The sequence below is a fragment of the Sphaerisporangium sp. TRM90804 genome, from assembly GCF_029846175.1.
Lineage (GTDB): Bacteria > Actinomycetota > Actinomycetes > Streptosporangiales > Streptosporangiaceae > Sphaerisporangium.
In genome coordinates this window covers 64,072-76,780 of the sequence record NZ_JARWAC010000017.1, presented here as the reverse complement: position 1 = coordinate 76,780, position 12,709 = coordinate 64,072, and the positions used below count along the sequence as shown (strand labels likewise).

Here is a 12,709-nt window from a genome sequence, read left to right as displayed (position 1 = left end):
GGCGCGGCGGGTGAGGGGGGTGGAGCTATGGGGATTCGAACCCCAGACCTCCTCCATGCCATGGAGGCGCGCTACCAACTGCGCTATAGCCCCTGGTCGCGTGGCGCACCGAACCTTCGGCCGCGTCGCGCCACGCCAGTGTATCGGACCTCGCCCGACGGTCGGAACCGCCCGGCTCACGCGGGAGGCGACCACCGCGGGTCGCGGCCGCTCAGGCCGAGCGCCCGGTCGAAGGCCGGGGCCGTCTCGGGCACGGGCACGGCCGCGCCGAAGACGCCCATCTGCCGGGCCTGGTCGCCCATGCGCTCCATCAGCGCGGTGACCGCCCGCACCAGCTCGTCGTCAACCGTGTACGGCAGGCCGGTGGCGCGGCTGAGGTCCCAGCCGTGGACGACGAGGTCGATCAGCGCCATCTGGGCGGCGATGGAGGCGGGCACGCCGAGCGTCGGCGTGACGCCCTCGTACGCCTCGGGATCGCTCCACAACTCGACCAGCCGCTCGGTGGCCTTCTCGAATCCGGTGGCCCAGTCGCCGTGGAGGTGGTCGGCCTGCAGCAGGCCCTCGGGGACCTCCTCCTTGCGCGCGAGCGAATGGAACATGACGATCACGCCGAACAGGTGGTTGAGCAGGGCTCGCACGTCGTACTTGGCGCACGGCGTCGGCTCGCCGAACGAGGCCGGCTCGATGCCGCGTACCACCGCGGACGTCCCCACTGACGCCTTGGCCAGCAGCCTTGGCATCTGTTCCGTATCTACCATCTCGCACCCTTCGCCTGCGGAGCGTCGCCCCCCGCGCCGGCGAGACCCCGTGCCCCATGATGGTCGGCGTCCGTGATCCCCCCGGGGGAACGGATCGCCCGGGTCAGGCTACGCGTGTTCCCGCCCGCCGGGGCAGCCGGTTGCGAGAGCCGAGACGTGTTCGCGACGCGATCGAAAGCGAGCCCGACTCACTCTGGACAAAGCACCAATTCCCTACAAGATATAGGGGTTGTCAGATCGCCCACAGGCCGGCACCGCCGAAAGGGGACATCATGCTCGTCCAGCCGGATCCCACCTTCTATCCGTCGCCGCGGGAGGCCATGCGGGCTCCGCGCGAACGGCTCGCGTACGTCGCGCTGCTCGACGCGCGGGGCGACGGCAGGCCCGACGGGCTGGCGACGGTCGACCTCGATCCCGGCTCTCCGGCGTACGGCACCATCGTCGACGTCCAGGACATGCCGGTGGCCGGCGACGAACTGCACCATTTCGGGTGGAACGTCTGCAGCGCCGCGCTGTGCCCGTACGCACCGCACCCGCACGTCGAGCGCCGCTACCTCGTGGTGCCGGGGCTGCGCTCCTCGCGCGTCTACGTCTTCGACGTCAAGGACGACCCCGCGCGCCCCCGGCTGGTCAAGACGATCGAGCCGGAGACGATCTTCGAGCGCACCGGCTACAGCCGCCCGCACACCGTGCACTGCGGCACCGACGCCATCTACGTCAGCGCCCTCGGGAACGTGGACGGCGACGCGCCGGGCGGGGTGTTCATGCTCGACCACGACACGTTCGAGCCGATCGGCCCCTGGGAGGCCGACCGGGGGCCGCAGCGGCTGCACTACGACTTCTGGTGGCACCTCGGCCACGACACCATGATCAGCAGCGAGTGGGGCACGCCGAACATGATCGAGGCCGGCCCCGACCTCGACCTGCTGCTCGGCCGGAAGTACGGCCACCGGCTGCACGTGTGGGACCTGCGCAAGCGCACCCACCTGCGAGAGATCGACCTCGGCGACCAGCACCAGATGGCCCTGGAGCTGCGCCCGGCCCACGACCCGACCAAGACGCACGGGTTCGTCAACACCGTGATCAGCGTCGAGGACCTGTCCGCGAACATCTTCACCTGGTACCTCGACGAGGGCACCTGGAAGGCGCGCAAGACCATCACCATCCCGGCGGAGCCCGCCGACCCCGGCCTGCTCCCCGCGCCGCTCAAGCAGTTCGGCGCGGTGCCGCCGCTGGTCGGCGACATCTCGCTCACCCTGGACGACCGCATCCTGCTCATCTCGGCGTGGGGCACCGGCGAGCTGCTCGCCTACGACGTGTCCGACCCGCTCGCCCCCCGCCAGACCGGCTCGGTGCGCGTCGGGGGCATCGCCCGGCGAGACCCGCACCCCGGCACGGCCGGCGTCGCCAGGAACGGCGGGCCGCAGATGGTAGAGGTCAGCAGGGACGGCCGGCGGGTCTACTTCACCAACTCCCTCTACCGCTCCTGGGACGACGTCTTCTACCCCGAAGGCGTCTCCGGCTGGCTGGCCAAGGTGGACATCGCCGACGACGGATCCCTGACGCTCGACCCGGACTTCCTGGTGGACCTCGCCGAGGACGGCCGCCGCCCGCACCAGGTCAGGCTGCAGGGCGGCGACTCCTCCTCCGACTCCTTCTGCTACCCCTGACCGGCCGCCTCATGGACCTGACGCAGTGGCTGATCCTGGCCGGGTTCGGCGCCTTCCACGGCCTGAACCCGGCCATGGGGTGGCTGTTCGCCGTCGCGCTCGGCCTGCAGGACAGATCGCGCCGCGCGGTGCTGAGGGCGCTGCCGCCGATCGTGCTCGGCCACGCGGCGTCGGTGCTGGTCACGCTCGCGCTCGTGTCGGCCGCGCGGGTCGCCGCGCCGCCCAGGGCGGTGTCGTACGGCGTGGCGGCGCTGGTGTGCGGCTTCGGCGTGTGGCGGCTCGTGCGGCGGCGCCATCCCCGCTGGGTGGGCATGCGCGTCACCGGTCCGCAGCTCGCGGGCTGGTCGTTCCTCATGGCGACGGCGCACGGGGCCGGGCTCATGCTGCTGCCGGTCGCGCTGTCCGGCGGCCACGGCGGCCATGCCGTGCTCGCGCTCACCCAGCAGACGTTGCTGTTCACGGCCGTGCACACCGCCGCCATGCTGGCGGCCACGACGGTGCTGGCGGTTGTCGTCTACGAGCGCCTGGGCGTCGCGGTGCTCCGCAAGGCGTGGTTCAACCTGGACTTCGCCTGGGCGATCGCCCTCATCGGCGCGGGAGCCTTCGCCGCCCTGACGTGAGCCGGGCGCGCGCCCGTTCCGCGGTCACGGCGCCCCGCGCGCCGTCACCGGGGATCAACCGTCAGAAGGTGTTTCTGCGGCAGTTGAGAAAGAGCTGCATTTCCATCGGCTCGTCGTCCGAGGCGGGAATGTACGCGAGGTCCATCTGCTCGCGCACGCTGAAACCGGCCTCCTCGACGACGGCCCGCAGCGCGTAGCGGGCGTATCCGGTGATCCTCATGGCGGTGTCCAGGACGCGGACGGGCGCCTCGTCGACGTCCATCTCGACCATGCCGACGGCGAGCCAGCCGCCGGGGACGAGCAGCTCGTGGAACCGCAGGAGCGAGGACATGATCTCGTCCCTGCGCAGCATCGAGAGCGAGAAGAAGGCCACGATCGCGTCGAACCGGCCGAGGCTCCCGTCCAGCTCGACGATGTCGACCTCGCGGAGGTCGGCGTCCGGCACGTGCTTGCCCGCGAGCGATAGCATCACGGGCGAGATGTCGATGCCGGTGACCTCGCACCCGGCGTCGGTGAACTGCTTGGCCGTGGGCAGGCCGGTGCCGCACCCGACGTCGAGGACCCGTGCGCCTGGGCGGAGCCGCCGCAACACCCACTCGCCAGAGGCGATCTGCCCTCCTTTGTAGGGGAACGCCTCGTCGTACCGTTCGCCGATCCGGTCGAAGGCCTCAGCTTGCGCGACCCGGTGTGCCGGACGTGAGCAATCCGCTGACATTCCATCCACCCCACGCTGAGCGGTTATGGTGCTCCAGTAGATAAAGGGAATATTACCTACTAAGTCAACTGCAGTCAGGAAGTCAGTTGATACTCGGGGCCTAACTTTAGGGGGTGCCGGCTACTCCCTTCGATCGGCCGGGGCAGGACGCCTCAGCGGTCCGGGGTGAACATGATGGCGGCGTAGTCGCCGACGGGGCGGTAGCCGAGGGCCTGGTAGATGGAGTTGGACGTCGGGTTGGCCAGGTCGGTGAACAGCAGCAGGAGGTGAGCGCCGGCCTCTTGTGCGGCGCGCGTGGCCGCGTAGGCGACGGCCGTGCCGTGGCCGCGACCGCGCAGCTCAGGCGGGGTGTACACCGGCCCGATGCGCGACATCCCGCCGACCGGCCGGGAGAAGCCCGCCATCGCGACCGCGCGCCCGTCCCGCTCCCAGAACACCAGCTCGCCCTGGTGGAGGCGGTGCTTCACCTGCGGCTCCAGGTCTCGCTCCGCGGAGTGGGCCACGGCCTCCGCCTGGAAGGCGGTCATCCATTCGAGGGCCGGCTCGGTGTCCTCGGGGCCGCCGGAGCGCACGCGGCCCTCCAGCCGGGGGATCCTGAGGCCGTCCAGCCGGTAGAGACGCTGGGACGTCCGCCCCTTCTCCTCGCGCCCCGAGGCCGTCAGGAAGGCCTCGGCCTGGGCCAGCGGCCCGCTCACGCCCGGCACCTCGCGTCCGCGCAGCTCCTCGGCGAGCGACGGCACCGCGCCGACCGGCAGGTCGGACAGCAGGACGGGGTAGGGCGGGGTGTGCAGCACGACCCCGGTCACCTCGGCGCCCTCGGTGAGCCAGCCGAGCAGGATGTCGCGGTTCCACAGCCCCTCGCCCATGCCGCGCAGGACGGTGATCGGCACCGTGTTGCGCACGGGGTCGCGGCGCAGCCATGCCTGCGCCGCGCGTGGGAGGTTCTCGAAGTCGCCGGTGAAGGTCCACATGCCGGTCAGTGTGCCAACGGCCGTTTCCCGCGGCCACCCGATTCACCGGGCGGAACGGGAACCGGGCACGTCCCGCCCTGTTGACGACTCCTGTCAGGAAGCCCGCCGGCCGCCGCGCCGGGCGGCGGCGGTCAGAACTCGTCGGCGCCGGTGACCTGGGTGACGGGGAACACGTGGCGGGAGGCGGCACAGATGGTCTCCAGCGTGTGGATCGGCGTGCCGCCGGCCGCGTACCCGGTGCGGACGATCTGCACCACCCACTCCCCCGCGTCGAGCAGGAGGGTCTCGGCCTCCGGGGCGGTGGGCGGGCGGGCGATCAGGTACTCCTCGGCGTGCCCGAAGCGGTGGCCGAGGGCCTCGATGCCGGCCTGCAGGCTCGGGCGGACGAAGCCGGGATCGCCGAGCGGGGTGCCCTCGAAGAGGTCGAGCCGGAAGAAGCTGGTGGCCACGCGTACCGGGACGTCGTCGGCGAGCAGCAGCTTGCGCCGCGCCAGCACCGGCTCCCCCGGCCGGACGCCGAGCGCCTCGGCCACGTGGGCGGCGGCGGGCTCGGGCCCGACGAAGAGCATGCGCCGCCCCGCGCGCAGGCCCTGCCGCTCGGCCTCGGCGACGAAGAGCGACGCGGAGGCGCGGACGGACGGCTCGGTGGGCAGTGTGCGGCGGACGATCGGGCCGGGCGGCCGCTGCCCGGCTCGCCGCGGGGCCTGTGACTCCACGAACTCCCCGGCGTTCACACGTGGTCGATCAAGGAAGGGAAGGGGTGGAGCTATGGGGATTCGAACCCCAGACCTCCTCCATGCCATGGAGGCGCGCTACCAACTGCGCTATAGCCCCTTGCGATGCCCGCACAGTCTATAGGAACCCGGCCGCCGCGCGGAAACCGCGAACCCCGTCGCGGGAGCCGGGTGCGGCGGCCACCGGGGCGATGTCACGCTGGTCCGGTGGCGATCCGTCTGGGGAGACATGTCCGTTGAAATCTTCGAGGAGCACCGCCGGGTGCTCGCCGGGGTCGCGTACCGCATCCTGGGCAGCGTCGCCGACGCCGAGGACGTCGTCCAGGAGGCGTGGCTGCGCTGGTCGCGGGTGGACGCCGCGGGGGTCGCCGACCCCAGGGCGTTCCTGGTGCGCGTCACCGGGCGGCTCGCCATCGACCGGCTCAGGGCGGTGAAGGCGCGCCGCGAGGCCTACGTCGGCCCGTGGCTTCCCGAGCCGGTCAGCACCGAGGCCGACCTGTCCGAGCACGTGGAGCTGGCCGACTCGGTCGACCTGGCCCTGCTGGTGGTGCTGGAGACGCTGTCGCCGCTGGAACGGGCGGTGTTCGTCCTGCGCGAGGCGTTCGGCATGCCCTTCGCCGAGATCGGCGAGGTGATCGGCCGGGCCGAGCCCGCCACGCGGCAGCTCGCCCGCCGGGCGCGCGAGCACGTGCGCGAGCGCAGGCCGCGCTTCGACGTCGGCCGGGCCGAACGTCGCGAGGTCACCGAGCGGTTCATCCAGGCCTGCTCCGAAGGCGACCTGGACGGGCTGCTGCGACTGCTGGCCGACGACGTGAAGCTGGTCGGCGACGGCGGCGGGAAGGTCAGGGCGCCGCTGCGCGTCCTGCGGGGCGCGGCCGGGGTGGCGCGGTTCCTGGTCACGATCGCGTCCGAGCGGGGCGCCCGGCGGTTCCTGGCCTCCGCCGGCCTGCCGGAGTCGGCCGGGTACACCGTCGAGATCGCCGACGTCAACGGCGGCCCCGCGGTCGTCCTCACCGCGGAGGGCCGGGCGATCGCGATGATCTCGCTGGTGGTGGCCGACGGCGTCGTGCGGACGGTGTACCTCCTCGCCAATCCCGAGAAGATGTCACACCTCGGCGGGCCCGGTACGTCCGAGAGCGCATGACACTCTCCATCACCGTCGTCGGCGGCGGGCTCGCCGGTCTGACCGCCGCCATCGCGTGCGCCGAGGGCGGCGCGCGCGTCACGCTGCACGAGGCGCACCACACGCTGGGCGGCCGGGCCCGCTCGACTACCGGGCCGTACGTGGCCAACGACGGCACCCACGTGTTCTACTCCGACGGCGAGCGGTACCGGTGGCTCGACCGCAGGGGCCTGACACGGCCGTCCGCCGGCATCCCGCTCCGCAAGCTCGCGACCGCGCGGTTCCGCCACCGCGGCGCGCTGACCGGCAGGCCGCCCCGGGCCCTGGTCAGGGGCATCATGGGGCGGGGCCGCACCGCCCCCGTGGAGCAGGACTTCGGCACCTGGGCCACCCGCGAGTTCGGCGAGGAGGCCATGCGCGCGGTGTCCGGCCTGATGGGGGTGGTGACCTACGAGGCCGACCCCGGACGCCTCTCGGCGGCGTTCGTCTGGGAGCGGCTGCGGCGGGTCACCGCGCCGCGGTACCCCGCGGTCCGCTACGTCATCGGCGGCTGGGGCGCGCTGGTGGACCGCATGGCGGCGCGCGCCCGCGAGCTGGGCGTGCGGGTGGAGACCGGGGCCCGGGTCGACCGGCTCCCGGAGGGGCCGGTGATCGTCGCCACCTCGCTGGACGCGGCGCGCGGGCTGCTGGGGGACGACGGGCTGCGCTGGGAGAGCGGGCGGGCGGCGCTGCTCGACCTCGGCCTGCGCGCCGAGGGCCGCGACCCGTTCCTCGTCTCCGACCTGGACGAGGGCGGGTTCGCCGAGCAGTACTCGGCGCCTGACCCGTCGCTGGCCCCCGCCGGCCACCGCCTGTTCCAGTTGCAGATGCCGGCGCGGCGCGAGGAGCCCGGCCGCGACACGCTGGCCCGCCTGGAGGCGCTGGCCGACCTGGGCCTGCCCGGGTGGCGGGAGCGGGTGACCTGGCGCCGCGACGCCATTGCCCACCACAGGACCGGAGCGCTCGACCTGCCCGGCCGCACCTGGCGCGACCGCCCCGCCGTGGACCGCGGCGAGGGGGTCTGGCTGGCCGGGGACATGGTGGCCGCGCCCGGCCTGCTCGGCGAGGTCTCGATCGCCAGCGCCCTGACCGCAGCGCACGCCTTCCTGGGGCGGCGCAGCACCGTGCGGGCGGCCTGAGCCGGCCCGGCCGGCGCCGGACGCCGCTCGCGGGCCCGCGTGACGCCCGACCGGCGTCAGCGCCGACCGGCGTCAGCGTTGGCGGGCGTCAGGGCCGGCCGGCGGCGGGGCCGGCGAGCTGGTCCTCCAGGAAGCGGTCGCCCGCGGCGTACCAGCCGGTGACGGCGTGGGCGGCCAGCACCGCGAAGACCAGCGTGAACGGCGCGGTCCACCCGCCGGTCGCGGTGTACAGCATGCCGACCACCAGCGGACCGGCGCCGGCGATGAGGTAGCCGGTGCTCTGTCCGAAGGCGGACAGGGCGGCGGTGGCCTCGGGCGTGCGGGCGCGGGAGGTGAGCATCGTGAGGCCGAGCGGGAACGAGCTCATGCCGAGCCCCACCAGCGGCACCCAGATCCACAGCGTGGACGCGGGCGCGGCCAGCAGCCCGGCGAACCCGGCCGCGTAAAGCAGGGTGAACCCGGCGACCAGCGGACGCTGCCACCCCTGGCGCGACGCCAGCGCCGGGACCACCAGGGCCGCCGGGACGCCGATCGCCGTCAGCAGCGCGACCCCCGCGCCGGCCTCGGCGCCGGTGAACCCCCGGTCCTGCAGCAGTTGCGGCAGCCAGCCGAACAGGACGTACGCGATCAACGACTGCGTGCCGAAGTACCCGGCGACCGCCCACGCCAGGCGGGTGCGCACCAGCGCCCGCAGCCCGGCGGCGTCCCGCGTGCTGTCCCGCTCCGGCTCATCGCGCGCGAGCGCGAGCCACGGAATGACGGCTACAGCGGCGAGTGCCGCCCATGCTCCAAGGGCGACGTGCCAGTCGCCGTCGGCGGCCCGTTCGATCGGGACCGTCGCGGCGGCGGCGAGCATGGTGCCGACGGCCAGGGCCGTCGCGTACAGGGTGGTCATCTTCCCGGTGCGCCCGGGGAAGTGGCGCTTGATCAGCGACGGGATGAGCACGTTGCCGATCGCGCCTCCCGACAGCGCCACCACGCTGGCGGCGAGGAAGACGGCGGTGGAGTCGACCAGCGCTCGCGCCAGCAGGCCCGTGCCCAGCAGGACGAGCGCGGCGAGCAGCAGTCGGTGCTCGCCGGCGCGCCTCGCGAGGGGCGGGGTCGCCGCGCCGAACACCGCGAAGCACAGCACGGGCAGGGTGGTGAGCAGGCCGGCCATCGAGCCGGACATGCCGAGGCCGGCCCGTACCTGGTCGAGGACGGGGCCTACGCTGGTGACCGCCGTGCGCAGGTTGAGCGCGGCGAGCACGATGCCGAGGACCACCAGCCACGCGATCGATCCGCCTTTGCCGGCGACCCGCGTGGGCGCGGTGGTGGAGAGCCGGTCAGGGGCGAGCACGCTCATTACGAAGGTCTTCCGTCTAGCTGGTGATGCAGGATCGTCCAGTCATGGGATGAATGGACGACTGCAACCCTAACAGACCTTCGACACGAGCCGCACACAGGTTGACAGCGCGCTCATGGGGACGGTGAGCCGGCAAGGCCCCGGGCAAGCCGAAGGGGACAGGGTGATCCCTGTCCCCTCGGTCGCTCTCCGGCGGAGACCCGCCGCGGAGCGCCGCGCCGGTCAGGGCGCGGCGTGCGGGTGGCCGGTCAGGCCAGACGCTCGGGCTTCAGCGGCGGCTCGTCGTCCAGGCGCGGAGTGCCCAGAGGCGAGACGGGGCCGCTGCCCGGAGCCGGAAGCGGGGTCTCGCGCGGGTAGTCCGCCACCGGTCGCGGCGGCTCGGGCTCGCCGTAGGCCGCGCCCGTGCCGACCGGCGCCGCGGGCTCGCCGTAGGCCGTTCCGGCACCGGCGGGCGCGCCGGGTGAGCCGGGGACGACCGGGGTGCCCGCGCCGGTGCCGGTGCCCTGCAGCACGCTGGCGTCCGGCTCGCGGCGCGCCGCGGAGGTGGAGTCGGGGTAGTCGCCGCTGTCGTGCGGGGCGGGAACCTCGCCGCGCCAGCCGCCGGTCTCGTGACCCTGGGACTCGATGAACTTCTTGAAGCGCTCGAGGTCGCCGTGCACGCGCATGCGGACGAGCTGGAGCTTGTCGCCGACGGTCTCGACGAGGCCCTCCGGCGTGAACTCCATCTGGAGCATGACGCGCGTGGTGTCGTCGGTGAGGTGATGGAACGTCACCACACCGCCCTGGCGGGGCTCGTCCAGCGAACGCCACGCGACCCGCTCGTCGGGCTTCTGCTCCGTGATCTCGGCCTCGAACTCCCTGTGCACGCCCGCGACCTGGACGTTCCACACCAGGCGCGTGTCGTCGAGCTGCTTGATCGACTCCACGCCTTCCATGAACTCCGGGAAGCTCTCGAACTGCGTCCACTGGTTGTACGCCGTCCGGATCGGGACGGCCACGTCCACCGAATGTTCGATGGTGCTCATCAGGCATCCTCCCTCTGTCTCGGTACTGGGGACGCCTGCCCACGACGGCCGGGCCTATTCGGACTTCCGGCTGCGGAAAATCCAGAACAGGCCGATCACGGGAAGCACCAGGGGGATGAAGCCGTAACCGCTCCCGAATCCAGACCAGACCGTGGCCCGGGGGAAGGCCTCGGGGTCGGCGACGCTCAGCGTGCCCACCACCAGGACCCCGGCGAGCTCGACGGCGCAGGCGGCCAGGGCGGTGCGGCGGGCGCCGCGCGCGAGCGCCACGGTGAGCACGATGTAGACGGCCGCCGCGAACGCCGAGAGCAGGTAGGCGAGCGGCGCCTCGTCGTAGTGGGTGGCGAGCTGTACCGTCGCGCGGGCCCCGGCGGCCAGCGCGAACAGGCCGTACACGGCCACGAGCAGGCGGCCGGGCCCGGTGTTGACCGGCACGCCGGTCATGACGCGCCCCGGCGGGTCGCCGGCGCCGCGGCGTGCGCGCGCGTCGCGGCGGCCGGGACGCTCACGGCGTGCCCTGCCAGATCTGCAGCAGCCTGCCGGTCATGACGGGGATGGCGAAGCAGGCCACGGCGGCGACGGCGGGGCCCCAGCGGGTGCGCTCGGCGAGCGCCCACAAGGCCGCGACCGGCGGGATCAGGACCGTGCCGATGAGGTACCCGACGAACGTCGCCGTCTCGCCGGGGCTCTGCCCGGCGACCACCTTGGCGACGCCGACGCCCGCCTGGACGAGCAGCGCCACCTCCAGCACCCCGAGCCCGACGAGCAGCACCATGCCCATCGGGCGGTCGCGGACGGCCGTGACGACGCACACGACGGCCAGGAGCAGCGAGCCGGCGATCAGGGCGGCGGCCAGGGCGCCGATCATCGCGCCGGAGAGATCAAGGACATGGCAGGTAGGTTATCGGCCCGCCACCTCGCCCTTTCCCCCGCTCTCCCCGGCTCCCGCCCCCGGGCGACCCCTCCCGCGCTCTCGCGCCTCCCGCCCCCCGGGCGACCCCGCGCCGGGGCCCGGGGGGCGGGGCCCGCTACCGGGGCGGCAGCAGCGTGTAGCCGGGGAAGTTGCCCGGGAGCCGCTCCCCCTCGGGCCCGAGGGTGACCGCCCGCACGAGCAGCTCGCCGCCCACGAAGGCGCCGTGCCACGACGCCCCGAGACCGCCGAACAACTCCTCGCGGTCGCCGCGCGAGCGCGGCCTGTTGACGCCGACCTTGAAGGCGCGCACCTCCGAGGCCAGCCGCCGCGCGGTCTCCTCCTCGTCACAGGAGATCGTCGCCACCAGGGCGCCGTTGCTGGCGTTCATGGCGGCCAGGAACTCGGCCTCGGTGTCGACCAGCACGACCGTGTCCACCGGGCCGAACGGCTCGGCGTGGAACAGCGGCGAGGAGCCGGGCGGGGTGAGCAGCGCGACGGGCGCCAGGTAGGCGGAGGTGTCCTGGCCGGGGATGAACGCCCCGTCGTCCAGGGACCCGCGGTACAGCGGGACGCCTCCCCGCGTGACGGCCTCGTCCACCTGGTCGGCCAGCTCCTTGGCCTTCGACTTGTTGATCAGCGGCCCGAAGTCCAGCTCGGGCAGCGGGTCGCCGGGGTCCTCCACCGCCAGCGGGTGGCCGAAGCGCACCGAGCGCACCGCGGACAGGTAGGCGTCCAGGAACTCGTGGAAGAGCGTGCGCTGCACCACGAACCGGGGGTAGGCGGTGCACCGCTGCTTGCCGTAGTCGAAGGTCTTGCGCAGCTGCGACGACAGCAGCTCCCAGCCGCCGTACTCCCACACGCCCCAGCAGTTGAGCCCTTCCTGTTCCAGCACGTGCCTGCGGTCGAGGCCCTGAAGCGCCGTCACCACCTGCGACCCGGCCCCGCGCCCGCCCACGAAGGACACGCAGCCGATGTCGGGCCCGCGCACCAGGGCGGGCGACAACTCCCCGCCCCCGCCGCTCACCAGCGTGATCGGCAGGCCCTCGTGGGCGGCCAGCGCGCAGGCCAGGGTGAGGCACGACAGCCCGCCGTCGGTGGGTGCCTTGGCGATGACGGCGTTGCCGGCCAGGGCCTGCACCAGCATGGCGTGCATGAGCACGCTCATCGGGTAGTTCCAGCTCGCGATGTTGCTCACCGGGCCGCGCAGCGGGACGCGGCCCTCCAGCATGCCGTCGATCTCGGTCACGTACCAGCGGACCCCCTCGACGCACCGGTCGACGTCGGCGCACGCCGTCTTCCACGGCTTGCCGATCTCCCACACCAGCAGCAGCGCCAGCAGGTCGCGGTGGGCGGCCATCACGTCCAGCGCCGCCGTGACGCGCGCCGCGCGCTCCGGCAGCGGCACGTGCCGCCACTGCCGGTGCTCGTCGACGCTCGCCCGCACCGCCCGGAAGGCGGCGGACCGGTCGAGCCGTGGCGGACCGGCCAGGACGGTGCCGTCCACCGGGGAGAAGTCGGGCGCCGGGCGGCCGTCCCGGCGCCAGGACCCTCCCCACCGGTTGAGCACGCGGTCGTCGTGGAAGGCCTCCGGCGCGGCGGCCAGGCACCGGTCGTAGGCGTCGGACCAGGCCGTGGCCGGTTTGAGCGCGAGCGGCAT

The 12,709-nt window shown here is 73.5% G+C and carries 13 protein-coding genes and 2 tRNA genes; 4 read left to right on the top strand and 11 right to left on the bottom strand.

Translation table 11 applies throughout. From position 1 onward, the window contains the following. Positions 1-20: 20 nt before the first annotated feature. A tRNA-Ala gene (locus PYR91_RS22385) sits at positions 21-93 on the bottom strand. A gap of 83 nt (positions 94-176) precedes the next feature. Next, complete coding sequence (locus PYR91_RS22380; protein WP_279782456.1) at positions 177-740, bottom strand: TIGR03086 family metal-binding protein; 564 nt, start codon at positions 738-740, stop codon at positions 177-179. A gap of 290 nt (positions 741-1,030) precedes the next feature. On the opposite strand from PYR91_RS22380, the gene PYR91_RS22375 reads away from it, so the two are divergent. Both PYR91_RS22375 and PYR91_RS22370 read left to right on the top strand, forming a co-directional pair. Then, on the top strand, positions 1,031-2,428 hold the full coding sequence (locus PYR91_RS22375) for a selenium-binding protein SBP56-related protein (RefSeq protein ID WP_347943387.1): 1,398 nt from the start codon (positions 1,031-1,033) through the stop codon (positions 2,426-2,428). A gap of 11 nt (positions 2,429-2,439) precedes the next feature. After that, positions 2,440-3,048, top strand: a complete 609-nt coding sequence (locus PYR91_RS22370) for a hypothetical protein (protein ID WP_279782454.1) — start codon at positions 2,440-2,442, stop codon at positions 3,046-3,048. 61 nt (positions 3,049-3,109) lie between these two features. Here the strand turns inward: PYR91_RS22370 and PYR91_RS22365 are convergent, their stop codons facing one another. The 4 genes from PYR91_RS22365 to PYR91_RS22350 form a co-directional block, all read right to left on the bottom strand. Continuing rightward, positions 3,110-3,763, bottom strand: coding sequence for a class I SAM-dependent methyltransferase (locus PYR91_RS22365; RefSeq protein WP_279782452.1), 654 nt, complete (start codon positions 3,761-3,763; stop codon positions 3,110-3,112). A gap of 152 nt (positions 3,764-3,915) precedes the next feature. Beyond that, positions 3,916-4,734: a GNAT family N-acetyltransferase gene (locus PYR91_RS22360; RefSeq protein ID WP_279782450.1), complete on the bottom strand. Its 819-nt coding sequence runs from the start codon at positions 4,732-4,734 to the stop codon at positions 3,916-3,918. Between the two features lie 131 nt (positions 4,735-4,865). After that, a complete protein-coding gene (locus PYR91_RS22355) occupies positions 4,866-5,450 on the bottom strand; it encodes a UTRA domain-containing protein (RefSeq protein ID WP_279782449.1) in 585 nt (194 codons plus the stop codon). Positions 5,451-5,495: 45 nt separating this feature from the next. Then, positions 5,496-5,568: transfer RNA gene (locus PYR91_RS22350), tRNA-Ala, on the bottom strand. 129 nt (positions 5,569-5,697) lie between these two features. Here PYR91_RS22350 and sigJ point away from each other — a divergent pair. Next, positions 5,698-6,612, top strand: a complete 915-nt coding sequence (sigJ, locus tag PYR91_RS22345) for an RNA polymerase sigma factor SigJ (RefSeq protein WP_279782447.1) — start codon at positions 5,698-5,700, stop codon at positions 6,610-6,612. Further along, entirely contained in the window at positions 6,609-7,769 is a 1,161-nt protein-coding gene (locus PYR91_RS22340; protein ID WP_279782446.1) for an FAD-dependent oxidoreductase, read from the top strand. Before sigJ ends, PYR91_RS22340 begins: the two co-directional genes overlap by 4 nt. 88 nt (positions 7,770-7,857) lie before the next feature. Here the strand turns inward: PYR91_RS22340 and PYR91_RS22335 are convergent, their stop codons facing one another. The 5 genes from PYR91_RS22335 to PYR91_RS22315 all read right to left on the bottom strand — a co-directional run bounded on the left by PYR91_RS22335 (position 7,858) and on the right by PYR91_RS22315 (position 12,709). Then, positions 7,858-9,114: an MFS transporter gene (locus tag PYR91_RS22335; protein WP_279782444.1), complete on the bottom strand. Its 1,257-nt coding sequence runs from the start codon at positions 9,112-9,114 to the stop codon at positions 7,858-7,860. 248 nt (positions 9,115-9,362) lie between these two features. Next, positions 9,363-10,139, bottom strand: a complete 777-nt coding sequence (locus tag PYR91_RS22330; RefSeq protein ID WP_279782441.1) for an SRPBCC family protein — start codon at positions 10,137-10,139, stop codon at positions 9,363-9,365. Positions 10,140-10,193: 54 nt separating this feature from the next. Continuing rightward, entirely contained in the window at positions 10,194-10,583 is a 390-nt protein-coding gene (locus PYR91_RS22325; RefSeq protein ID WP_279782439.1) for a hypothetical protein, read from the bottom strand. A gap of 61 nt (positions 10,584-10,644) precedes the next feature. Then, a complete protein-coding gene (locus PYR91_RS22320) occupies positions 10,645-11,007 on the bottom strand; it encodes a hypothetical protein (protein ID WP_279782437.1) in 363 nt (120 codons plus the stop codon). A gap of 160 nt (positions 11,008-11,167) precedes the next feature. Next, entirely contained in the window at positions 11,168-12,709 is a 1,542-nt protein-coding gene (locus PYR91_RS22315) for an aldehyde dehydrogenase family protein (protein WP_279782435.1), read from the bottom strand.